This window comes from Flavobacterium sp. F52 (genome assembly GCF_000278705.1).
Classification (GTDB): Bacteria; Bacteroidota; Bacteroidia; order Flavobacteriales; family Flavobacteriaceae; genus Flavobacterium; species Flavobacterium anhuiense.
The window spans coordinates 116,456-137,622 of sequence record NZ_AKZQ01000019.1; the positions used below are offsets into that span (position 1 = coordinate 116,456).

The following is a 21,167-nucleotide window of genomic DNA, read 5'->3' on the forward strand; positions in this document are numbered from 1 at the left end:
GGTTCATTGCCTTTAAATTAGGTTATCCTTTTGTTCCCATTACGGTTTCGAATCTGTATTCCACCGCATCGTCCCTGATGACTGGCGCTGAAATTTTGGAGGTCGTCAGGATAGGGTATGTCGGGGCGTAGAAATTCAGCACCGCCTCGACGCTCCATCTAGGTTCGGGGTCGCTCAGCCTTATCTGCTGACCCTTTTCAATGATTATGAAAACCCGCTGTAGGTGTGTTGCTAGTAACATATCGCTGCATTTTAATATTCATATTCCTCTTGGTCTTCTTCTTCCTCTTCATATTCCTGCTCCTCAAAGGACATTTCCTCATCGGGCTGAATCTCTGCATGTTCGGGATAGAGCGCCTCTTTGGGCGGTTCGGGCTTTTCCTGTTCTGAACCGAAAAGGCTCGGAGCGGAGAACCTGTCCGACAGGGATGTTCTCTTTCTGCGTATTTCGTCGGCTCTGTCGGGAAATTCCGCCGCTTCGGGAACTTTCATCCAAGCCTCACGGAATCTGCCCTGTTTTCCAGTTCTTCAGCCTTTGTCATGGCATCGCTGAATCTTTTGTCTTTGGCTTCGTGCTGCTTTTTCTGCGCATCGGCTTTCTGTTTCTCCTTTGCCGACTGCATTTTCACCTGTTCCAGCTGTTTCATGAAAGATTCCATGTCTGCCATCAGTCCCGATGCGCTCTGCATCGGGGCGGTAATGGTGTGAAAGAAACCGCTGTCGAGTTCCTCTGCTGTTCCTCTCAGGTTGAGCGGGGGTATGATGTTTTTGGCATTGTCCCCGCAGGCTTCGTTTTTAAGCATGACCGATACGACAAGGATGCCTTCGGTCGATTTTGCGATGGTCAGGTGCAGATCCCCTGAAATGTCCATCTGTCTTATCTGATTGAAAAAATTGCTGTTCATAGCTGTAGATTTTAATGTCTGTTTTTTATCGGCTTCACATACTGAGAAGCTGTAAGACGGCCGCTTTGAAGGCAGCCGCCCGTCTTTTTTTAATTCAGCATCAGCGCCTTATTGCCGTCCACGGCAAAAGAGGTGCAGAGTTCGAAGGCTTTCTGCGATTTCAGCTGTGCCGTTCCTCCCATCACGATGGACTGCAGTTTTGCTTCATCGTCCTTGTAGGTGCGCACGTTCTGATAATATCCTGTCACGGCATTGTATGCGCCATAAAGCGTTCCTTTTGTGGTTTCCATCTGTTGGGTGTCGCTTGCCATGGCATAGGCAAAAGCATCTTCCACGGTGTTTCTGAAAATGGCGGACACTGCATCATCTGCGCCAGTTTTAAGCATTTCCAGAGTTTCCCTGTTCGGGCATAATGCCAGCTGAATCAACTTTTTGACCTCTGTATCCGTAACTTTTACTTTAGCCCAATGGTTGAAGATGTCCTCCAGCTGACTGCTGAGCGTGTTTGCCAGTCCCATGACCTTGTGCGCATCATCAAGGCGCTGTTTTGCTCCCGAAGTGTGTCGGATGCGCACCACGTTGCTCATGCTGCGGAGCGAGGCGTTAAGTGTGTTTTGGCATACGATTCGGATGGGAGTGAAGGCTGCTGTAATGCTTCCGCTTCCATCGTGGGAGGTGGTCAGGAAAATATATTTTTCAGTCACATCATCCCCGCTGCCGACCCTGATGTAGTCGGGAAGCTTGGCTGTAATGAAGATGCGTTCCCCGTTCCCTAACGCCCCTGCGGTTTCATACAGGATGCCTTCGCCGCCGCCGACTATGGCGTCAAAAAAGCTGAACGCCTCACGGTTCTGTACTATATGGTAGTCTTTCCCCACTACGCCCAAAACCGTATTGCTGTCGGTGCGGATGGTCGAGAAATAATCGGGAACGTGCAGTTCTGCGCCTGCCGTCACAGTACCGTCCTGCATTTCCTCCTTTGCCAAGGCTTTGGTGTATAAAGGCGTTTTGGCGACCTCGTAATCCAATTGGGCGTGCCTGATGGCTTCTGCGCTTGTCGGATAGTCCTGCACCGTTTTTCCGAGATTGTGCCATGCTTTCTGCTTTACGCTGAAAAATGAATAATTTCCTGTGCTGCTGTTGTAATTGATATTGTGTGCCATGATAATTGTTTTAAAGTTGAAACTTGATATTAATTCCTATGTGAGCCTTAAAACGGCAGGTCTTCCTCAGGTTCCTGCACAGCAGGTCTGCTGCTTTTGTTCTGTGTTGCCGTAACTTCGCCCTGTTCCTTTTTTACGCCTCCGTGCAGCTTAATCTGCGAGGTATTGAAGTTCAGTCCCGCATGCAGTTCCCCGTCGCTTCCTTTCCATGCTCTTGCGCTTACCCTGCCTGACAGTTCCACAAGAGTTCCCTTTCTCAGTATTTCCGCTACTTTCGGGCTAATCCAGTAGGCGCAGTCGAAGTAAGTGGTCTGTTCCACTCGCTCGCCCTCCTTGCTTCTGTAGCTATCGTTTGTCGCTATTGAAAAATTCACGACCTGTCTGTTTCCTGACAAGGTGCGTACCTCTGCGTCTTTTGTTACTCTTCCGATGATGTTCATGATTTCTGATTTTTAAGGATTAATTTTTTTTGAAATTTTATTTATTCGGCAATGACGAGGTGGAGCTGTTTTGTTTCATTTTCCGCTTCCAATATTTTATTTCTCATTGCTGACATTTTTTTTATTCGTTTAAAGAGCCGGTGTATGCTATGTTTTGTTTCATGAGCATAAAAAGGTTAGTGTTTAGCAGAAGCAAGGCTTTGATGGAAAATACGACCCGTATGGGTGGAGATTTTATATCAAATCCGCAGGACATGGCCTTGCTTCTGGGTTAAGAACACGGAGATACCTTTGCTCCTGAAATAAGACAGAAGCATACAGGCTGTTGGCAAAAAAATAACGGGAAGCCATGTGACTAGGATATTAGAGCGGGAATAGGATGCAATCTGAAATTCTGAATTAGATAAATTGGTATATATTATTGGAAAACAGGTATTTGTACCTGTTGTCTGTTTGATGTTTTTTCTATATTTATTGTGTGTTTTGCGTTTGACATTTTTCTAGATTTAGAATTATGAATAATTGGGCGCAGATTTGAATTGTATAAGATTCGATACCTGAATTAAACTAAGATGAATATTGGTTGGAACATAAATATTAAGTGTCATTTAATATGATTTGTTATGGGAGAAAATTATAAAATGGAACTGGCGGAAGCTGTTGAGATGGCTAAGCAGGAACTTTATGGTATTCCTGGCGTCCTAAATATTGAGCAGGGCTTTAGATTTAAAAATGGATGGATTACGGACGAAGAGGTCATCTCTGTGCAAGTTGCGGAAAAAATTAATGAAAAGACGCTGCTTGAACTGGCGGTGAAACCTCTGCCTGCAGAGTTCATGGGATACGGAATCGATGTGGTGGCTGCGGGATTCGAACAGCAGCTTGAATATTTGGGGGTGGATGTAAGCTTTTGGGCTGCGCCAAAGCCAGGCAATTATCGTGAGCCTGCAAATATTGGGCTGCCCCGTGTAGTTGAGTATATGGAAGCGGTTTTTCATGTTAGCCCTGATTCGGGATGGCCAAATCTGAAGGATTTTCTTAAAAGAGTAAGCAGCAGGCTTACTGCAACCATGTACGAGTGGGAGGCTGAGCACATTAGTTCGGCAATTTTTGAGGCTGTGCAAAACTGCAACGGGAGCCTTAGAATGGTTACCCAAAACGATGGCACTGATAGAGCGGTGAATAATATGAAGAGCCGTCTAGGGAGTAAATTTGAGCATGTCTGGTCATCTGTAGGAAGCGGCAAATTAATTGCGAGCGACTATCATATAAAAGTAGCAGCGCGAGATGATGAGGAGTTCTGGCTGAGCAGCGGAAATTGGAAGAATTCGAACCAAGCCGATATTGATCCGGCAGGCAAGGGCCAGGCTATTCCCGGACCGCTTGCGAAACATAACCGGGAGTGGAATGTGGTAATAAAAAATGCGACGTTGGCTACCATTTTCAGAAAGTACATAGATTGGGATTATCAGGAAGCGCTGCGTGTGCCTTTCGATGTTAAAGAAAAGCTCGCAAATTCCTATGTCTTTATCTCTAAGGGGATCTGTCCTCCAGTACCTCCGATAGTAAGATATTTTAAGCCGTTGACAGTTAAGCGCATACTTGATGTGCAGCCTCTGCTGACTCCGGATAAAAATTCTGAGGGCCAGCGTATGTTCCTTTATCATGCGACAGAAATGGTTAAAAGTGCAAAGGTTAGCATTGACATTGAAAACCAGTCTTTTTCATTATTGGAGAACAACGATCCTGTTTATGAAAGCTTTTACAGGGCGGTTGTCGAAAAGCAGAGCAATGGCGTGGCGGTGAGGATAATTTTCAGGGATCCGCGTGAATTTGGGGCTAAAGGGCAGGCTGGTTTGGTTAAAACACTCACAAGGCTTAAAAAATTTGGCTTTAATACTGATAATATAAAAGTACAGTGCCGATGCCATACCAAAGCAATAATTGTTGATTCTTCAGACCAAGCCAATGCTCAGGTTTTATTCGGAAGCCATAATTTAACCACGACGGGAGCCATGTACAACAGGGACGCCAGCTTATTGATAAGAGACAGGCCAGTGGCGCAATATTTTCAGGAGATTTTTGATTTCGACTGGAGCAATTTAGCGGTTCAGCAGACTGTCGAAGGCCTTACTGCTGTAAAACTTGCTTTAGCGTCAGAAGCGGCGCCGGAAGGATTTAGAAAGGTTCTGCTTTCTGAAATTTTAGGAGAAGCTTAGGTAAATGAAACAGGTTTAAGATTTTTCAAAATCTAAATCTGTGCAAGACGATTATCTTTACTGTAAACGCTCGGCAAAATCCAGGATCTTGCTGCCGTTTATAGCCGCTCCAAGGTTAATTGGCAATTGCGTCTTTACAATCTTTTTCTTTTTGATTGGCACTCTTTCTATTTCTCCTTCAGCGGTGTATTGCGGTCCCTCGTATAAAATACCAAGCAGGATTATCCGATATTTGACAAAATAATGGTTTTCATTTCGATCCATATATTGGCCGATATTGTAAATAATGATCGGCGATCCGCTTGAGCCGGGAAAACACGCCGCATCAATTAAAAATTCATCGTAGCCAAGATATGGCAGTCTTGGGCTGGTTGCAGTAATTCCTTTTCTGACAATGGGTTTGTTGTTGTGGTCATCCCAAATGTTTTCAGGATATCCGACCATTATGATTTCTTCGATGGCACATAAGTTTTCAATTTCCTGTTTAGTGGGGATATGGCTGGAGTCAAACGCTCCGTAAAAAAAATCTTCTTTGATTAAGTGCTTAATTGATTTTATCGGCAGAATGCATAAGTCGACTTCGTCGTCGGGATGGTTAATCCAGTGCGATTGGAAGTCTTCAAGGAAAATTGTCAAATGTTCAGTGTTAATCTGTTCTCCATTTTGGTCTTTCTTGGTTAGGGTAAACTGGCCATTCTGGACTCCATCTACAACATGACAGTTGGTTACAATCACTAAGCTATCCAGTGTTTCTGGGGTTTGCGGATCGAAATCAAAAAAGAAGCCGGTACCTGTGCCGCCATTTTTGCCAAAAGTTTCTATTCTGACAGTTGCTGATGTGATAAGATCGGTAACGGAAATATCGTTGGAATTCTTGTTTGAGAGTTCTTTTGCCATAAAGTTTTATATTTTATCAGGGGTGGTTATTTGCAGATCTGCTGATATAATAGATTTTTAAGCCAGCTAGTTCCGGCTGGAATATTTCATGTAAGCTTCAACTTCAAGATGGAGCCGAATTATGTCTGCGATGAATTTGGACGCTGTTGAATTCCGCTTTCCAAGCAGGGATCTGGCTATTGAACCCTTCGCAGCGCCTGATGCTCCTTGTCCGCTGTAAAGCAGATTGTGTTTTATCTTATTTTTCAAGGGCATTAATTCATCAGGAACAGGAGCGCGCAAAGCGGACCTTATCTCAAGCTCGGATTCAATCAATCTTTCCTTTGCGTTGCCTTTTCCAATGCAGAGTTTATAAATTGCTGCGGTACTTTTACCGATAAAATAATTAAAACTCGGTTTCATAATTATGTGAAATTATAATAAGACGAAATTTGAATCCTTATTGAAAAAATCCTCACACCTTTTTTTAACCATTTTATAGCTGCTATCGCCGAAATAATATTTTTTTAAGTATTCTATCATGGTACGGCATCCGCTTTTGTCGTAAGCTGCAATAGATCTGGCAACAGTTAGATCTATATTTTCGGTTCTGAAAGCGGGACTTCCACCCTTGTGCAGGGGTGTAGTTTTAGGCACCAGTTCAAAATGACCGAATTTGCCGGTAGGCTGATGGATCAGGTATTCCACTTCGTATTCTTCTGGGTTTTCTTTTGGAATTTTTATGTTCTTAATCCTTTTAAATATGTACTCTGCTTCCAGCTTAAGAGGCGGATTTCTGAAAACGTTGTTCTCGTATGCCCAAATGAAATAATCTAAATCGGCAAACAAAATCTGCGGCAGCGTCTTGCCCAAATGCTTTTTTAAATTTACTGCTGTAAATACCATAGCGATTTCATTTTTTTAATTAAAATGCTGATTATTGGCGGAATTCTAATGTAAATATACTCTTTAAAAATAACAAATCAGCTATCTCTAATTGATAGACATGTGCTTCCACTTTATGCCAGTGAAAACCGATTTATACATCATGACATTTAATTAAAATAAATTTCTATCTAGTGTAATTATAATCTAAAATGGATAATGAGATGGAAAACGAGACAGGTTACAATGAGTCGAAAATTACAACTGAAAAAGCACTGCAGATGCTTAAAACTGAAGGCTTGGAGGTGACTTTTGAACAGGCTGAAGAAATCTTGTATTTCTTGAGAAAAATTGCTAATATCGCGGTGGTTAAACATTTAAATAAAACAGAATGAGCAAGATAGCAGATTTGTATATCAGGGTAAGCACTGATGAGCAGGCTGAGAAAGGCTTCTCTCAGCGCAATCAGGAAGAGATGCTGAGAAAGTACTGTGGCATCAACAGAATTCAGATACGCAATGTGATTTACGAAGATCATTCGGCAAAAACTTTCAACAGGCCGCAATGGAAAAAATTTCTTGCCGACATAAAAAAACGCAAACATAAAATAAGCCTGGTCCTTTTTATGAAATGGGATAGGTTCAGCCGAAACGCGGGCGATGCCTATCAGATGATAAATCAATTAAGGGCGTTGGGAGTCGAACCGCAGGCAATTGAGCAGCCGCTGGATCTTAGTGTTCCGGAGAATAAGATGATGCTGGCATTTTATCTTGCTGCGCCTGAGGTTGAAAATGACCGCAGGGCGCTAAATACGTTTCAGGGCCTCAGAAGGGGCAAAAAAGAGGGCAGGCATATGGGAATGGCTCCGTATGGCTATGCTAACAAAGTTACCGAAGATGGAAAAAAGTATATTGCAATTGTGCCAGATAAGGCTGCAAACGTTGTTTGGGTATATGAACAGATTGCAAAAAATATTTTCAGTACCGAATCAATATATCAGACAGCCAAAGAAAAGGGCATGGGGATCTCTAAGAACAACATGTGGCTGATTATAAGAAATCCATTATACTGCGGAATGATAGTAGTTCCAAAGTATCGAGATGAGGAGGAAAGGCTTGTAAAGGGGCAGCATGATCCAATAATCAGCCAAGATCTGTTCTATAAAGTTCAGGATATACTCAATAGTAAAGCAAGGACGTACAGGCCAAAAATCAAAACAATTGAGAATTTTCCCCTCAGGGGATTTTTTGTCTGTCCTAAATGCGGACAGAAATTGGGAGGCAGCAAGTGCAGGGGCAGAAGCAGAGATTACTTCTATTACCACTGCGATAAAGTATGCAAGTGGAGGGTAAATTCCGAAATGGCCAATAGTGTATTTAAAGGGCATTTAAATAAGTTCAAGCCTCTGGCCGAAGTAAGAAAATTATACAGTGCAGTTCTGCTTGAAGCATACAGGGAACATACAGGATTGGTTATAAATGAGAAAAAGAAATCCCTGGAACAGATTGGGGTTTACGAAAAAAAACTGGCTGTTGCCAGAAACCTGCTGGTTACCGAGAAGATAGATGCCGATGACTATCATTTAATGAAGACAGAATACAATGCTGAGATCAGCAGGCTTGAAAATGAGATTGGAAATGTGGATGAAGACCGAGCCGATATTGAATCTTTAATGAACACAGGACTGCAAAACCTAATAAAGCTCGGCGAGGCCTTTGGTGACGGGTCTTTAGTCGACTCCAGAGAGATAATCGGTTTAATTTTTCCCGAAAATTTCACATTTCAAAACAATAAAATCCAAACCGCTAGGGTCAACGAAATGTTCAAGTGCATCTATCTGGTAAACAATAGATTACGGGCAAAAAAAAACGGAACAAAAGATGATATTTTTCTTTTGTCCCGAGTAGTGACCTCGACAGGAAACAAACATATGCTGTAACGTATTGTAAATCAGTTTTCATTTTCTTGTATTGGGAAGTTTATGGGACGTGAGAAATATTCATTAATCAAAACTTTATTGACTTCTTTTCCTTTACTAGTCCACTTATAGACACCAGAGCGGATATGGCTAATTAATTTATTTGAGATGAAGAAACTCATAATTTCGTGGGAGACTTTCTCACTTAAACCGGTATTTCCTCCGACTATATATTTGTCAACTAATTTAAATCCTTCATAGAGTTCTGAATTAACTTTAATCGTTTTTACAAGATTGTCTATCTCAGTACTATAATATCCTTCATCTTCATCATCATCATTAGAATATATTATTGTGTCGTGATTAGGATTTTGATTTAATAATGATTTCAGTTGTTCAATCTCATTGTCTCTATCAGAAAGCAAATCTTTAAATTCTTTTTCCATTTGTACGATTTGCGCTCTTATTTTTACTGACTGTTCCAAACTCAGCATTTGTTTGTTTTGTACACTTTGTTTTTTTGATTCACGCCAATTCGTGAATAATAAATCAAGCCAATACGCACCATTAGTAATGAATGGAACTACTGTTAAAAGTAAAAATGTTGAAAGTAGTGGAAACCAGACGATATACTTTTCCTCACTATAATTCTGAATTATATATTGGATTTTTGTTACTGTGATAGTATCCTCACTAACAAAAATCGTTAGGTATATTATTTTCCAGTTCCAGATAAGCCAAGAAATAATTAGTGTACCATAAAAAGGACTTGAAAGCCTTTGTGACAATATTGATTCTACAGATTTTTTTGTTTCGTCAAACATTACATATTCTTTTATGCGTTATCTCTTCTTTCAATCGCATCAAGTTTACTTTGAGGCAAAGAGCTATACAATTCTTCAATCTGTCTTGGTTCAGAAATAGTTTTAGTAGCAATAAAATTTACTAGTTTAAAAAGAGTATTTGCAATTTCCCTATTATCGTTAAGATTTATCTCTCCTGGATGTACAGATTCATTACCAATAACTCTTACTGTATCCAAAGCTTTTTGAACCTGTGGAGGCAAACCCTTTGCCACTAAGTTTTTAATGTCATTATTGATGTTATCGCCAGATTCACCTAAGTGTTTACACAATTTTTGAATAGCAAGTCGTAAAAGAGCAGCTGAACTTCTTGGTGAAAAATTTAGAACAATTGCCGCTTCATTATAGTCTTGCTGTATATCGTCTGGCAAATCTATATTTGCCGGTTCAACAGTTGTACTAAGCGGGAAGATAATGTTCTGTCCGTTCCATATAGTATTCCTTGCACAGCTCGAACAATATGAAACTCTAAATTCGTTTAGATAATATCCGTGCGATGCGCCATACATTTTTTTTTCAGCACGCATGGTAGACCATTCTTGATTTGCATATGCATGACAATGTGGGCAATTAAATGCCTTTAAATCTAAGTCTGGAGCTGTATATTGCTCTTTCATATATTTCTTGTTTTATAATTACTTTCAATCTTTCAATTAGTTCGCTATCTCCTTCTCCGATATTTAATTGTAAATGTTCTACTTTATCTTCCTCTGAATCACTTTGCAATTTCATTTTTTCTGATTTTTTTTAGTTAATTCAGGTTTTGATTCAGCCATAGGTGTATGAATAATGGGGCTATTCTTAATTTGATTGCCTTCGGATAATTGATTTTCTAGAGTAGTGATTTTAAATCTCAACAAATCGTTAGTCTCTTCAAGTCTCCTATTTTCGATTAAAAGCCGAGCAACTTCCTTTTCGTTTTTATCACTTTGATTGCTATTTTCACTTGGAGTAAGTTGTTTTTTAAGCATATTTCCTTTACCCGTTATTAGCCATTCAGCGTCAATTTCCTGACAATTGTCGATGATTATCTTTAGTACATCTTCACCTAAACTGCCATTTCTTTTAAGTTGAATGCTGAAATATCCATTAGATAGGCCGTAATTTTTTTCAAACCTACTAGGCGCAATCCCTTTAAAATCACAGTATTTTATAAATCTATTTATAGCTTTCATAGAAAAATCCGAAAATTGTCAGTAAAATATTTTTTTTACCGACAATAGTCATTATATTTGTAATAGTTAAATCGTAGTCAACTCGTAGTTAACTCGTAGTAAATCTACAACAATTATATGAATTCAAAATAGTACTTATCTATGATTAAAGTCAGTGAAAGAAAAAAAATGAAAAAAGTCTTCAAAAAAGGCTATTCAAAAGAGGTTTTGGATCGGCTAAATGCAAATGGGATCATGAACCAAAAAGGTGAGCCGTTTGGCATTTCCTACATCACTCATGTTTTTAACGGCAGAAATGAAAATTCAGAGATTGAAAAGACAATTGTCGCACTGTATGCCGAAAAACTCGATGAAGAAAAACGAATCAAAGAAGAGAAGAAATCAATTTTTAGCACAAAAAAACCCGAAGCGGGAACTTCGGGTAGTTTTTAAGTATTAACCTTTAACAGATTAAACTAATGGAAAGCAAATCTACAATTAAAAATGAAATTCACCAAATACCCGCAGGAATGCTTATTGGAGATTACCGAACGGAAATATTTGGAGACCGAAAAACAAAGAAAACCTATTTCGTTTCGAATGGCCAGACCTATTTATTTAAAGAATTGTCACCAGAAAAGAAAGCTCAAATCTTTCAACAAATGTTATCAGATGAAGTTGCAGTTGAAGATTTAAAGCATTTAAGCCCAGACGAGGCAATCGAGAATTATTCTTTCTGCATTTATGGAGCTGCTGATCATGAAGCTGATTTTACAGATAGTGGAAAACTCAACAAGGCAGACAACTTCATTTGCTCAAACAATTGCAGATGCTTGAAATGGAAAACAAAGTCTCTTACGATTGATGGCAATCCGCTAACCAGACGTGAGATTGAAATTGTCACTTTAATGGCCTCAGATTTAGCAGACAAACAAATTGCAGACTATCTGAAAATTTCTGAAAGCACATTAAACTCGCACAAGCAAAATCTTTTTGAAAAGGCAGATGTTAAATCAAAGTCAGGATTAATCACTAAAGCTATAAACCAAAAAATAATCCAGTAATCATGAGTATTTCAAACTTTACATATACAGGTCCAGAAGCATTAGAAATGATCAAAAACACTTTTCCTAAAACTTGGGAAAAGGAAATCGAAGAAGGTCAGCAATTTATTAAAGCTTTGATGAGAATGTACCAGTTATCAGCTACAGATGCCTTTGCAAAATACTTAAGGATAAATGGCTCGCCAGCTAACGGTATTTGCACTTTAGCTGCACTTCATTTATTGCTGATACAAATAAAAGATACTCCTGAAATAAAAAAACTGCAATCCGATCAACTCGCTTATGGAAACCAACTTATCGCGCTCGAAGAGACAACCAGCATATCAAAACAAGACAAAGAAACCTTGCGTTCCTTTTATCTTGCCAAGCAGGATGAATTACAAAAACGTATTAACATCCTTGTCTACGAACTTCCCTGCAAAAGTTCAGAGAAAATTATTGTTAGAACAACTCTTTTTGATAGATCATAAAGATCTGACTGTTTCACAATATTTTAATCTCTATTTGCAATAACCCATGTACACAGAAAAATCAATAGACTTAGTACGAAATGCCGATATCGTTCAAATTATCGGCCATTTCTGCGAGTTAAAAAAATCGGGATCAAGATATACCTGCGAATCCCCTTTTAATCATAGCAAAGATTCCTTTTATGTTACTCCTTCCTTAAACATGTATAAGTGTTTCTCTACCGGAAAAGGTGGTGATGGAATTTCATTTGTACAGACGTATAAGAATGTAGATTTTGCAGAAGCTGTAAAGGTTATTGGTGGCATTTGCAATATTGTTCTGGAGGAGACCGAAATTTCAGAGGAGGAAAGGCGCCTTAGGACCAGAAAACAAAGCTTATATGATATTCAATCAGTTGCTGCGTTAAAATACGAAATGCAGCTTCATAACGCATTAGATGACCATTGGGTGAAAAAGATGCTTATTTCCCGAGATATCAATGAAGAAACAGTTGAAAAATTTAGAATAGGCTATGCTCCTAAGGATTATAAATTTATAACAAATCCTCTTCTTGAAAATGGAAAATTGGAACAGGCGGTAGCTGTTGGATTGACAGTATCAAAAGATGGAAGTAATTACGATTTTCACAGAGATAAATTACTGTTTCCTATTCGCAACATCCGAGGAAATATCGTGGCTTTTGGAGGTAGGAGAGCCGACAATGCAGATGGCCCTAAATATATTAATACAGCACAGACTGAAATTTACGAAAAAAGCCATGAACTATATGGCCTATATGAAAATAAAGATGCAATATCCAAACAGAAGACTGCAGTTTTGGTTGAAGGATATACAGATGTAACTGGATTGTCTCAATTTGGCTGTGAGCTTGGAGTGGCAACTGGAGGAACTGCACTGAGCGAAATTCAATGCAAATTGCTTCACCGTTTTGCAGATCATGTAATTATTTGCCGTGATAATGACGGCTTGGACGAAAAGGGGAATGAGCAGAAAGGGACTTTAGCTGCACTAAAAGACGTAAATATGCTTTTGGCAGTTGGTCTGAAAGTTTCTGTAGTGATTTTGCCTGAAGGAGAAGACCCAGACAGTTACGCTCGCAAAACGCCTCACGTTGAAAAAATGATCTTCGGCAATGCTGAAGACGCTGTAAACTGGAAAACAATAAAACTAAAAAATAGAGCAGCTAACGATCCAAATGAGCTTTCGTATGCAGTTTCGGAAATTGCTTTAATGCTCTCGCAGATTAAAGATGACATTAAGCGTGAAGCTTACCTAAAGCAATGTGCTAAAATAATTAAACAGCCTGCAAAAGTCATTAAAGACAAGATAGAAAGCTTCTATAAAATTGCTGAAGCTAAGGCTGCTCAAACAGAAAAAGTACATGTTGAGTCAGTTGAAAAGCTTGGTTTGCCTGTCGGAGCTGAATACAAGCAGTTTTTGGAAAAAGGTTTTGTTATCCATCAAAACAATGTCTATTTCCGAGGAAAAGACAGCTTTTATAAAGGAACGAATTTTAGGATAACACCTCTTTTTCACGTTTACGGAAAGCAGGAAAATAAAAGACTTTGTGAAGTGATTTCTGAAAGCGGAATTAAAAGGCTTATCGATTTTGATACGGCAGACTTTTCGCAAATGACGAAATTTGAAGTAAAGCTCCTAGATGAAGGAAATTTCACTTTCACATCACAAGTATCGGCAAATCAGTTTAAGCTCCTTAGAAACGAGATTTTAGGGCATTTTATCACGGCTCATGAGTTAAAAACTTTGGGCTGGCAACATGCAGGCTTTTATGCTTATGCAAATTTGATTTATCATAACGGAGTTACAAAAGTACCTAATGATTACGGAATTGTACAGCTGGAAACTGGGGTTAAAGTTGACAGTGATTACATTGAAGATGTAAAGCACTTTTATTCTCCTTCAGCTTCGGTGATGTACAAGAATTCCCGTGAAGGCGATGACCCGTATGAGAATGACCGATATATGGTATACATGGAAGCGCCAATCGCTTTTCATACTTGGATGAAGCAAATGCACAAGGTATATGGTAAAAAGGCTGTTACAGGCATCGCCTGCGCTTTCTTTGCACTTTTCCGCGATCTGTTCGTGAAAACGTACCAAGTATCACCGCTTCTGTTTTTGGCTGGTGAAAAAGGTTCGGGAAAATCGAAGTTTGCTGAGAGTCTTGCTGCGATGTTTTGCTATAAACAGCCTGCTTTCGATTTAAATGCCGGCACGATATCGGCATTTTCAAGAAGGATTAGCAGAACAACTAATACCATTGCGCTCCTGGAGGAATTCAGTGATTTGACGACAGATGTAAAAATCAAGCAATCAATAAAAGGATCTTATGATAACCGTGGTCGTGAAATCGGCCAGAATTCAGGTGACAATAAGACCAAAGTTACAAAAGTGAACTGCTTCTTAATTCTGCTTTCTCAGTATTTGTCAAGCTGGGACGATAACTCTATTACCTCACGAAGCATCATTGAGCATGTTATTAAACCGCAGGAAAATTATACAGATCAGGAAGTAGCAGATTATAATTTGCTGCAGTCTTGGGAAGAGGAAGGCATTACAAGTTTTGTTTTGGAAATAGTGAAATATCGCACTTTAGTTGAAGAAAACTACAGACAGGTTTATTCGGATATTATAAAACAGCTGAAAAAAGAATTGCGTGGTGTCGATTATCAGGAAAGAATGCTCCAGAACTATACGGTTATCCTTACTCCAATTAAAATTCTTTTTGACAAGTTTAAGTTTCCTTTTACCTATCAGGAAATGCATGATCAGTTTAAGGAAAATATTATAGAAACATCTGATCTCATTGTGGAAAGTGAAGGACTGGCAGAATTTTGGAAAACGTTGGAGTACTTAAGAGATCGCAAGCCTTTTGCATTGCTAATTGAAAACATTCACTTTATGATTGATACCCCGATTAGCTTAAAGCTTCAAGGAAGAAAAGACCAGTCTTCAGAAGAATGGCCGAATAAAGACAGATCACAAGTTCTATACTTGCGACTAAATGCTGTGCACCAGTTGTATCATAAGGAGGTTTCAACCCGTGAAGGTGTCGATGTAATCCATGAGAACACACTTAGAAACTATTTCAAATCGAAGAAGTATTTCATCGGGGCCGTCAAATCTGTCCATTTCGATGACACTTCCACATCTGCTTATGTTTTTAATTACAGTATGATGCACGAGAATGGAATTTTAAACCTATTGAGAAACAGTCCAAAAAAATCAGATGATGCTCAGCCGAAAGTTCCTGTGAGCGCTGACGCTGAAAATGATCCAGATTGGCTAAAAGCGATTGAACAATGACACAAGCCGTTATATTAAACTTAAGAGTAGCCCGAGCAGAAGATTTCTCAGACGAACTAGGAAGAAAGAAATTCGGGTGCATGTATTTTCAGCAAGCCTATGACGGTAGTTTTTGTAATCAGCCGTTTTTTTTCAATGAAAATACGAACATGGAAGTATTTAGGGAACTCTACCACAGCAAACAGATCTGGGTTTTGGCGGGAATCTTTGACGAAGTACAATTTACTCAAAAACGTAAACCAATAATTCAAAATAAGAGGTATGGACTCAAAAAAAAGGCAGAAGGAAAAGCGCGATCGGCCAGACCGTGTTTCTGCAAACTCCGCAACAATCGAAAATTATATAAATCTAATTTTAAAAATGTCCAGACGTGAATATTTGGACGAAGTATTTAATAACCCTCTAAAAGAAATTAAAAATGAAAAATCAGACAGAAAAAACAGAGACTACGAAAACCAAACAGTTTTCAGTAATCGTCGAAAAAAAAGAAGTTTTAACAACTACTAGAAGCAAAGAAGCAATTGCAAAGGTAAATGAGCTTCAGATTGAAAATGCACCATCAATCATACTGATTGACAACAATGAAAAGAAATCGACTCGTTATACCAAAAAACGGCATGAAAGAAACTACAGAATAGAAGCGGGAAACTTTGAATCTGATAGTGTTTTACTAATAGCTACAACAACAGAAAATCAAGAGTAATCTTTAACCTTTAAGATATTAAACTAATGGAAAAAAATATTTCAAACTCAAATGAAAAAATAGCACAAGAAGTGGAAGAGACTTGTGCTTACATAAACTCAATGTATTATTTGGCAATGTGCTTAAAATCAAAAAAGCTCAATAAACTGCTTGATAATTTCGAAAATTTTGAAGAAACATTTCCGAAAATTTCGAAAGACCAGTGGGGGCTCTATAGCGATAATAAAAGCCTTGCAGAACTACTATTCATAAATGATTATAACGGATGGTTAATTGAGATAGTTGTTTTAGAAAGAGATCGTTTCAAAACGGACAACAAAAACAGGAAAGTTACAAGGAGAAAATTTGTTTACTGCCACAGTTTCGATGAGATCGTCCCGAAAATGTTTGAATATTCAAAAGATGTATTAGAAGAGGATATTATCAAATTTAAACGTGATACTAATGCTAAGTAATTGTCCAGTTTGCGGGTTGCCTAAAAGAGCCTGCTTACATCAGAGAGAACTGAAAGAAGATAAGTACGATCGCCGTGTTACACGTTTAGTTTGGTTTGGTTTCGGTTTTGGGGTTTGTACAATTGTTTCACTGCTATTAATGTAAAATATGGGAAATATATTTAAGCCAATATTGTTTTCAACGCCAATGGTGAAAGCCATTTTGGATGATGAGAAAACTCAAACACGTAGAACAAAAGGACTGGAGGAGATTAATAAAAATCCTGATGCATGGAGGGCTATGCAATCAAATTTTAGCAGTAAAGTCCCTTTCTCTGGATGTGTTAATCGAATAGGTCGAGATTTGTTTATATTCTTTCGTTCTGATAGTGAAACTTTAGAAATAAAGGTTCCTTATCAAATTGGTAACATCCTTTGGGTTCGCGAAACATCAATAACTTTAAGAGATGAGCATTTAGAAGGCCGAGAAGGGAATATTTATTACAAGACTGAAGAACGCCCTCTAACAAGCGATTTTCTAAAAGAATGCGGATATAAATGGACTCCAGCAATTCATATGAAAAAAACGAGCTGTAGAGTTTTTTTAAAAGTTAAATCAGTTCGTGCCGAAAGATTGCATGAGATAACTATTGAAGACGCATTATCTGAAGGAATTGAAAAAGCACCTTGGGCTCCTGGCTGGAAGCATTACACCAATCCCTCGAAATATCTTAAAGATAAATTTTATGGTGCGATGCACGGAACTGTTATATCATTTATGTCATTATGGATGAAAATTAATGGAAAGGAAAGTTTAGATTTAAATCCTTGGGTTTGGGTTATTGAGTTTGAGAGAATTGATAAACCTCATGATTTTTATTATGTCAGGAAACAAAAGCAAAATAATAGCATTTAATTATTTCGGAGGAAAATTTACTTGGCTAGAATATTTGTACGCCTATTTTCCGAACGACTTTGTGCACCTAGCTGAGCTTTTTGGAGGCTCTATGGCCGTTTCGCTTAATTACAAAGGAAAATGCATAAAAACAGTAAACGAGATTAATGGTGACGTGACTAATTTCTTTGAAGTCTTACGAGATGATACTGAAACATTAATTATGAAACTAGAGCTTTCTCCATGTTCTGAGGAAAATTACAATTCTTGCTGGCCAATTACGGGAGATAAAACTGAACGAGCTCGTAAATTTTATGTACGAGCTCGACAAAGTTTTTACGGTTTGGGTGCTCAAAGAGAAAATAAATCTTGGCACATGGCTAAAACAAAACTTCATGCTCAAGTTGGAGAAACGGTTTCAAAATGGAACAATGCATTACCTAAACTTTTGGAAGTGGCCAGAGTGATTAGAGCAAATTTTCAGATTATTAAAATCGACGCCTTGGTGGCTATTAAAAAGCTCGATTCTCCCAAAACGTTTTTTTATTTAGATCCTCCATATTTATTGGAAACGAGAGGTTCAAAAGATGATTACATGTTTGAATTTTCCGAAGAAGATTATAGAAAAATGGCTTTTATTCTATATAAAATAAAAGGTTATGCCATGATTTCTGGATATGATCATCCATTAATGTATGAACTTTTTGAAAGCAAAGGATGGATAAAAATTGAGTTTCCGACCAAAAAGAACAACATCCGATCAAAACAAGTTCAAGAATGCATTTGGATCAATTATCCATTAAGTAAAACTAACTCTAACAATGGAAAGCAGAGCAAGCTTTCTTTAAAGCATTAAAATATGTTGATGAAAAAGTATATCGATTTTATTGAAAAAATTGAATCCTCATTATTTGGGCTCGCTATTGATGAATTTGAACCAAAAAATATTTACCAAGCCTTTTTTAATGCAATTATTATAAAGCCTTGCCAATATTCATTTGTTTTTATTTTATGCGTGCTTGTTATAACGTGGGACTTACTGGTTTTGGTTTGATATTTATTGTTGGGCTATACGGAGAAGGAAAAATTTTGTTGCCTTTACTTTTATCTACAATAAACTTGATTTATCTCCTAAAGTACATTTTTAATGAGATTTTAAAGTATATGAATAACAAACTTTAGAATGAGAAAGCCGCTAATTAATAGCGGCTTATCTTTTACATTAAATTATATCCATTGGTTATGTAGGTACTTAGCAATTTACCCAATTTAGTGACTTTATACGTTCTTATTTTATTTTTATTATTAAAATCTACTTCCACCAAATCCAAATCTACATACCTAAGCAAATTATCTAAGCTTTCTTCATAATCTCCCATTTCTAGCATTTTAACGGCATCCAGATAACGTTCTCTACCTTTATCTGTCATTAAATTATAAATTTCGCTTAATGTATTCACTTCTTTTGAGCTAACCGAGATGTTTAAATCGTTACTTAGAAGTTCAGCTATTACATAATTTTTATTTTGCTCTTTTAGTTCTTTCTCTCTAGCTTGGTATTGTTGTATTGTAGCATTATGCCTTTTCAAGTCTTCTTCCATTTGAGAAACAGCGTTGTTTAATTCTTTTACTAAAGAGTCGTTCCTTTCTTTTAAATTATTAATTTCACTAGTCCCTGCTTTAGCATCTGCGATATCTCTGATTAATGAAGCTTCATCTCGTTCGGTTTCTAAATCTTTTTTTCTATTCCTTTTTTTCTTTTCAAATTTTTGATCGGAATAGTAATTTAAGCATTTGTCAAATACTAAATTGATATAAGGTAATCCTAGAATGTAAAACAATGCGATTAGGAGAGGGCAACCAAAGTTGTAAAGAATTGTATATCGTTCATCTATCCATTCGATCCTACAATGTACTGGCCATTCGGAGGAAAATAATATTGCAAAGTACCGCCAATTGAAAAAGAAGAAGGATAATAAAAAAGATCCTACTAAGGGATTTTTTATCCGATCTCTGTAGTTATCATAAATGCTCTGAAAGAAATCTTTAACTGTGTCCATTACTTATTTTTTAACAAACATAAGTAATTAATTACAATGAATTCTGCGTAACTTTACGTAAAATCTTTTGTATGAAAAGCCACACAATCATATTATCCACTGCAAAAGTTGCCATTCCTCATCAACTTTCAATTGATTTTATAACAAGTTTAATCAATAGAGGATTGACTGCCATTGATTATTTCGGTGTAGAAATTGATAATCCTGAATGCTATGTCGAAGAAGATATGAAAGCATTAAGTGAAACAATTACGTACTTTGAATTTTTCTTCGACACTGAAGAATCAATAGATTACGATTCGCTAAATGAGAATGAGGTTGATCAACTTCTTTTGGATCAAATTAAAAAATCCGCCAATATAGAAATTAAGGCGGATGAGAAGGATATTATTATTTACTTGTAAGCTTATATCAGTTATCAGATGGTCTAGGTTCATCGACGTTTATATAATCAACTTGCACTTCTTCAATATATTGTTGTATCTGTTTTTCAACTAACGCAAGCACATCTTTCTTTTTTCGATCCAATAGATCTAAAAACTTTTCATTGGTTAGTCCTGCAGTATTTATATTTTGAGCGATGTACTCAAATAATTTATTTTGACAATTAATGATATGATTGTCAATTTCATCGTGAGGTTCCAGAAATTCATCAGAATAAATGATCTGTGTTAATTTCATTTTGCTTCTTAATTCCTGAACAAAATAAGAAGCAAACATTCCCGATTTAATTCCGTTGAAATAATCCATAGTTTAATAAATTAAGCAACTTTAAAAGCTAATAATTTTGCGTTATAATTTGGATAAGCGAATTCATTAATATCGTTTTCAGAATCAAGCCAAGCTTGTTCATCTAACAATTTCAGCATTACAGGCATTCTCTCCTTGTGATTATGAATATACTTCATGGTATCATTTGCTTGAGTTGTTACCATAGTGAAAGTATTTAAGCATTGTCCGTTTTCAGGATTGATCCACGAATCGTAAAGTCCAGCGAATGTGAATATTTCATTTTCTTGGCTAAAGATTTGGTACTTCTCTTTCTTTCTACCTTTGGCATCAAGCCAGCGCCATTCGTAATATGAGGTAGCAATTATAAGACATCTATTTTGGGTTATGTTTCTGTATGATGCTTTTTCGTCTATGTCTTCAATCCTGGCATTTAGTTTCCCCTTTCTAAAATCTAGCTGTTTGGATCCTGCCCAAGACGGCATTAATCCCCAATGGTAATCCACAGAAAGCTCTTCTGAATTGTCATTTGTTATAATCGGTAAGTTTGGATGCTCAAATCCGTTCACAAAAACTCCTTCATAAAACTGTCCAGTATTGTTAATTGCAATATTGAAGCGAAGTTTTACATCGTTCCTGCTTGCTCCTTGATCTACGTAATAGCACATACATTTAATCTTTTTTATTCAAATTAAATCTCTCGTAATATGAAATTTCTGGTTTTGGATCTGGATATTTCATCCCCATTACCTTTTCATAATAATTTCGAACCACTTCTTCGTCAATACAGATTAATTCTCTCTTTAATTTTATTTCAAGTCCCAGCTTATGGCATCCTCTTCTGATATCCATTAATAATTCATATTCAAACCAGATAATTAACTCTTCTTTGGAAAATAACCGTTGAATAGCTTTGTATCCTCTGCTTTTTTCTCCCAATCCAGAAGCTTTTAAAATATGGGCTTCCACTTCATTTTTTACTTTACTGTCCATAACGTTTCAAATTTAGACATGCAAAGTTAAATTCAAATGAAATATGGTGTTGTTCCAATTTGTATCAA

General features: G+C 37.5%; 26 protein-coding genes and 1 pseudogene. 13 read left to right on the forward strand and 14 right to left on the reverse strand.

Translation table 11 applies throughout. The annotated features are described in order from the left end of the window. Positions 1–22: 22 nt before the first annotated feature. From FF52_RS23390 to FF52_RS06185, 4 genes and pseudogenes are all read right to left on the reverse strand, one after another. A complete protein-coding gene (locus FF52_RS23390) occupies positions 23–241 on the reverse strand; it encodes a PRTRC system protein C (protein WP_008463865.1) in 219 nt (72 codons plus the stop codon). An 11-nt stretch (positions 242–252) separates the two neighbouring features. Further along, a pseudogene (locus FF52_RS24025) lies at positions 253–905 on the reverse strand (PRTRC system protein E). Positions 906–994: 89 nt separating this feature from the next. Continuing rightward, entirely contained in the window at positions 995–2,068 is a 1,074-nt protein-coding gene (locus FF52_RS06180; protein WP_008463869.1) for a DUF932 domain-containing protein, read from the reverse strand. Between the two features lie 47 nt (positions 2,069–2,115). After that, positions 2,116–2,508 carry a single-stranded DNA-binding protein gene (locus FF52_RS06185; protein WP_008463870.1) on the reverse strand — a complete coding sequence of 131 codons (393 nt, stop codon included), beginning with the start codon at positions 2,506–2,508 and terminating at the stop codon, positions 2,116–2,118. 623 nt (positions 2,509–3,131) lie between these two features. Here FF52_RS06185 and FF52_RS06190 point away from each other — a divergent pair. Beyond that, complete coding sequence (locus tag FF52_RS06190; protein ID WP_008463871.1) at positions 3,132–4,727, forward strand: phospholipase D-like domain-containing protein; 1,596 nt, start codon at positions 3,132–3,134, stop codon at positions 4,725–4,727. 57 nt (positions 4,728–4,784) lie between these two features. On the opposite strand, the gene FF52_RS06195 is transcribed toward FF52_RS06190, so the two are convergent. From FF52_RS06195 to FF52_RS06205, 3 genes are all read right to left on the reverse strand, one after another. Continuing rightward, a complete protein-coding gene (locus tag FF52_RS06195) occupies positions 4,785–5,624 on the reverse strand; it encodes a S1 family peptidase (protein WP_008463872.1) in 840 nt (279 codons plus the stop codon). Positions 5,625–5,690: 66 nt separating this feature from the next. After that, complete coding sequence (locus FF52_RS06200) at positions 5,691–6,026, reverse strand: hypothetical protein (RefSeq protein WP_008463873.1); 336 nt, start codon at positions 6,024–6,026, stop codon at positions 5,691–5,693. A gap of 12 nt (positions 6,027–6,038) precedes the next feature. Beyond that, positions 6,039–6,509 (reverse strand): hypothetical protein, encoded by a 471-nt coding sequence (locus FF52_RS06205; RefSeq protein ID WP_008463874.1) that lies wholly within the window; start codon positions 6,507–6,509, stop codon positions 6,039–6,041. Between the two features lie 203 nt (positions 6,510–6,712). On the opposite strand from FF52_RS06205, the gene FF52_RS06210 reads away from it, so the two are divergent. Both FF52_RS06210 and FF52_RS06215 read left to right on the forward strand, forming a co-directional pair. Then, complete coding sequence (locus FF52_RS06210; protein ID WP_157498535.1) at positions 6,713–6,883, forward strand: hypothetical protein; 171 nt, start codon at positions 6,713–6,715, stop codon at positions 6,881–6,883. Then, positions 6,880–8,427 carry a recombinase family protein gene (locus FF52_RS06215; RefSeq protein ID WP_008463875.1) on the forward strand — a complete coding sequence of 516 codons (1,548 nt, stop codon included), beginning with the start codon at positions 6,880–6,882 and terminating at the stop codon, positions 8,425–8,427. Before FF52_RS06210 ends, FF52_RS06215 begins: the two co-directional genes overlap by 4 nt. Before the next feature lie 11 nt (positions 8,428–8,438). On the opposite strand, the gene FF52_RS06220 is transcribed toward FF52_RS06215, so the two are convergent. The 3 genes from FF52_RS06220 to FF52_RS06230 form a co-directional block, all read right to left on the reverse strand. Next, positions 8,439–9,230 (reverse strand): hypothetical protein, encoded by a 792-nt coding sequence (locus FF52_RS06220; protein ID WP_008463876.1) that lies wholly within the window; start codon positions 9,228–9,230, stop codon positions 8,439–8,441. 11 nt (positions 9,231–9,241) lie between these two features. After that, positions 9,242–9,886, reverse strand: a complete 645-nt coding sequence (locus tag FF52_RS06225; RefSeq protein WP_035691005.1) for a DUF4145 domain-containing protein — start codon at positions 9,884–9,886, stop codon at positions 9,242–9,244. Between the two features lie 111 nt (positions 9,887–9,997). Then, positions 9,998–10,444, reverse strand: coding sequence for a phage repressor (locus tag FF52_RS06230; RefSeq protein WP_008463881.1), 447 nt, complete (start codon positions 10,442–10,444; stop codon positions 9,998–10,000). 168 nt (positions 10,445–10,612) lie between these two features. Here FF52_RS06230 and FF52_RS06235 point away from each other — a divergent pair, with 168 nt between their 5' ends. The 9 genes from FF52_RS06235 (at position 10,613) to FF52_RS06275 (ending at position 18,173) form a co-directional block, all read left to right on the forward strand. Beyond that, a complete protein-coding gene (locus tag FF52_RS06235; RefSeq protein WP_192811806.1) occupies positions 10,613–10,876 on the forward strand; it encodes a hypothetical protein in 264 nt (87 codons plus the stop codon). 26 nt (positions 10,877–10,902) lie between these two features. Further along, complete coding sequence (locus FF52_RS06240; protein ID WP_008463886.1) at positions 10,903–11,487, forward strand: response regulator transcription factor; 585 nt, start codon at positions 10,903–10,905, stop codon at positions 11,485–11,487. A 2-nt stretch (positions 11,488–11,489) separates the two neighbouring features. After that, positions 11,490–11,957, forward strand: coding sequence for a hypothetical protein (locus FF52_RS06245; RefSeq protein ID WP_008463888.1), 468 nt, complete (start codon positions 11,490–11,492; stop codon positions 11,955–11,957). A gap of 46 nt (positions 11,958–12,003) precedes the next feature. Then, entirely contained in the window at positions 12,004–15,285 is a 3,282-nt protein-coding gene (dnaG, locus tag FF52_RS06250) for a DNA primase (RefSeq protein ID WP_008463894.1), read from the forward strand. Next, a complete protein-coding gene (locus FF52_RS06255; protein WP_008463896.1) occupies positions 15,282–15,659 on the forward strand; it encodes a hypothetical protein in 378 nt (125 codons plus the stop codon). Before dnaG ends, FF52_RS06255 begins: the two co-directional genes overlap by 4 nt. Before the next feature lie 44 nt (positions 15,660–15,703). After that, positions 15,704–15,988: a hypothetical protein gene (locus tag FF52_RS06260; protein ID WP_008463898.1), complete on the forward strand. Its 285-nt coding sequence runs from the start codon at positions 15,704–15,706 to the stop codon at positions 15,986–15,988. Between the two features lie 26 nt (positions 15,989–16,014). Beyond that, positions 16,015–16,443, forward strand: a complete 429-nt coding sequence (locus FF52_RS06265) for a hypothetical protein (RefSeq protein WP_008463900.1) — start codon at positions 16,015–16,017, stop codon at positions 16,441–16,443. A gap of 148 nt (positions 16,444–16,591) precedes the next feature. Then, the gene (locus tag FF52_RS06270) at positions 16,592–17,338 is read left to right on the forward strand and encodes a hypothetical protein (RefSeq protein ID WP_008463902.1); all 747 of its coding nucleotides are present in this window, start codon (positions 16,592–16,594) and stop codon (positions 17,336–17,338) included. Further along, entirely contained in the window at positions 17,304–18,173 is an 870-nt protein-coding gene (locus FF52_RS06275; RefSeq protein WP_157498539.1) for a DNA adenine methylase, read from the forward strand. The genes FF52_RS06270 and FF52_RS06275 overlap by 35 nt, the downstream gene beginning before the upstream one ends. Before the next feature lie 361 nt (positions 18,174–18,534). Here FF52_RS06275 and FF52_RS06285 read toward each other — a convergent pair whose 3' ends face one another. Continuing rightward, a complete protein-coding gene (locus tag FF52_RS06285; RefSeq protein WP_008463908.1) occupies positions 18,535–19,377 on the reverse strand; it encodes a hypothetical protein in 843 nt (280 codons plus the stop codon). A 71-nt stretch (positions 19,378–19,448) separates the two neighbouring features. Here FF52_RS06285 and FF52_RS06290 point away from each other — a divergent pair, with 71 nt between their 5' ends. Further along, on the forward strand, positions 19,449–19,781 hold the full coding sequence (locus FF52_RS06290; RefSeq protein WP_008463910.1) for a hypothetical protein: 333 nt from the start codon (positions 19,449–19,451) through the stop codon (positions 19,779–19,781). A gap of 7 nt (positions 19,782–19,788) precedes the next feature. On the opposite strand, the gene FF52_RS06295 is transcribed toward FF52_RS06290, so the two are convergent. Genes FF52_RS06295 through FF52_RS06305 form a run of 3 tightly spaced genes read right to left on the reverse strand, consistent with a single transcriptional unit; the run spans position 19,789 to position 21,099 of the window. Next, positions 19,789–20,127 carry a hypothetical protein gene (locus FF52_RS06295; RefSeq protein ID WP_008463912.1) on the reverse strand — a complete coding sequence of 113 codons (339 nt, stop codon included), beginning with the start codon at positions 20,125–20,127 and terminating at the stop codon, positions 19,789–19,791. 11 nt (positions 20,128–20,138) lie between these two features. After that, positions 20,139–20,774, reverse strand: coding sequence for an SOS response-associated peptidase (locus tag FF52_RS06300; protein WP_008463914.1), 636 nt, complete (start codon positions 20,772–20,774; stop codon positions 20,139–20,141). Between the two features lie 4 nt (positions 20,775–20,778). After that, the gene (locus FF52_RS06305) at positions 20,779–21,099 is read right to left on the reverse strand and encodes a hypothetical protein (RefSeq protein ID WP_008463915.1); all 321 of its coding nucleotides are present in this window, start codon (positions 21,097–21,099) and stop codon (positions 20,779–20,781) included. Positions 21,100–21,167: the final 68 nt, after the last annotated feature.

Coding starts and splice junctions, on each gene's coding strand:
- FF52_RS06285 (WP_008463908.1), bottom strand. CDS start 19,377: ATGGACACAGTTAAAGATTTCTTTCAGAGCATTTATGATAACTACAGA.
- FF52_RS06185 (WP_008463870.1), bottom strand. CDS start 2,508: ATGAACATCATCGGAAGAGTAACAAAAGACGCAGAGGTACGCACCTTG.
- FF52_RS06295 (WP_008463912.1), bottom strand. CDS start 20,127: ATGGATTATTTCAACGGAATTAAATCGGGAATGTTTGCTTCTTATTTT.
- FF52_RS06220 (WP_008463876.1), bottom strand. CDS start 9,230: ATGTTTGACGAAACAAAAAAATCTGTAGAATCAATATTGTCACAAAGG.
- FF52_RS06300 (WP_008463914.1), bottom strand. CDS start 20,774: ATGTGCTATTACGTAGATCAAGGAGCAAGCAGGAACGATGTAAAACTT.
- FF52_RS06215 (WP_008463875.1), top strand. CDS start 6,880: ATGAGCAAGATAGCAGATTTGTATATCAGGGTAAGCACTGATGAGCAG.
- FF52_RS06305 (WP_008463915.1), bottom strand. CDS start 21,099: ATGGACAGTAAAGTAAAAAATGAAGTGGAAGCCCATATTTTAAAAGCT.
- FF52_RS06235 (WP_192811806.1), top strand. CDS start 10,613: ATGAAAAAAGTCTTCAAAAAAGGCTATTCAAAAGAGGTTTTGGATCGG.
- FF52_RS06245 (WP_008463888.1), top strand. CDS start 11,490: ATGAGTATTTCAAACTTTACATATACAGGTCCAGAAGCATTAGAAATG.
- FF52_RS06265 (WP_008463900.1), top strand. CDS start 16,015: ATGGAAAAAAATATTTCAAACTCAAATGAAAAAATAGCACAAGAAGTG.
- FF52_RS06200 (WP_008463873.1), bottom strand. CDS start 6,026: ATGAAACCGAGTTTTAATTATTTTATCGGTAAAAGTACCGCAGCAATT.
- FF52_RS06225 (WP_035691005.1), bottom strand. CDS start 9,886: ATGAAAGAGCAATATACAGCTCCAGACTTAGATTTAAAGGCATTTAAT.
- FF52_RS06190 (WP_008463871.1), top strand. CDS start 3,132: ATGGGAGAAAATTATAAAATGGAACTGGCGGAAGCTGTTGAGATGGCT.
- FF52_RS06210 (WP_157498535.1), top strand. CDS start 6,713: ATGGAAAACGAGACAGGTTACAATGAGTCGAAAATTACAACTGAAAAA.
- FF52_RS06255 (WP_008463896.1), top strand. CDS start 15,282: ATGACACAAGCCGTTATATTAAACTTAAGAGTAGCCCGAGCAGAAGAT.
- FF52_RS23390 (WP_008463865.1), bottom strand. CDS start 241: ATGTTACTAGCAACACACCTACAGCGGGTTTTCATAATCATTGAAAAG.
- FF52_RS06240 (WP_008463886.1), top strand. CDS start 10,903: ATGGAAAGCAAATCTACAATTAAAAATGAAATTCACCAAATACCCGCA.
- dnaG (WP_008463894.1), top strand. CDS start 12,004: ATGTACACAGAAAAATCAATAGACTTAGTACGAAATGCCGATATCGTT.
- FF52_RS06205 (WP_008463874.1), bottom strand. CDS start 6,509: ATGGTATTTACAGCAGTAAATTTAAAAAAGCATTTGGGCAAGACGCTG.
- FF52_RS06290 (WP_008463910.1), top strand. CDS start 19,449: ATGAAAAGCCACACAATCATATTATCCACTGCAAAAGTTGCCATTCCT.
- FF52_RS06260 (WP_008463898.1), top strand. CDS start 15,704: ATGAAAAATCAGACAGAAAAAACAGAGACTACGAAAACCAAACAGTTT.
- FF52_RS06270 (WP_008463902.1), top strand. CDS start 16,592: ATGGGAAATATATTTAAGCCAATATTGTTTTCAACGCCAATGGTGAAA.
- FF52_RS06195 (WP_008463872.1), bottom strand. CDS start 5,624: ATGGCAAAAGAACTCTCAAACAAGAATTCCAACGATATTTCCGTTACC.
- FF52_RS06230 (WP_008463881.1), bottom strand. CDS start 10,444: ATGAAAGCTATAAATAGATTTATAAAATACTGTGATTTTAAAGGGATT.
- FF52_RS06180 (WP_008463869.1), bottom strand. CDS start 2,068: ATGGCACACAATATCAATTACAACAGCAGCACAGGAAATTATTCATTT.
- FF52_RS06275 (WP_157498539.1), top strand. CDS start 17,304: ATGTCAGGAAACAAAAGCAAAATAATAGCATTTAATTATTTCGGAGGA.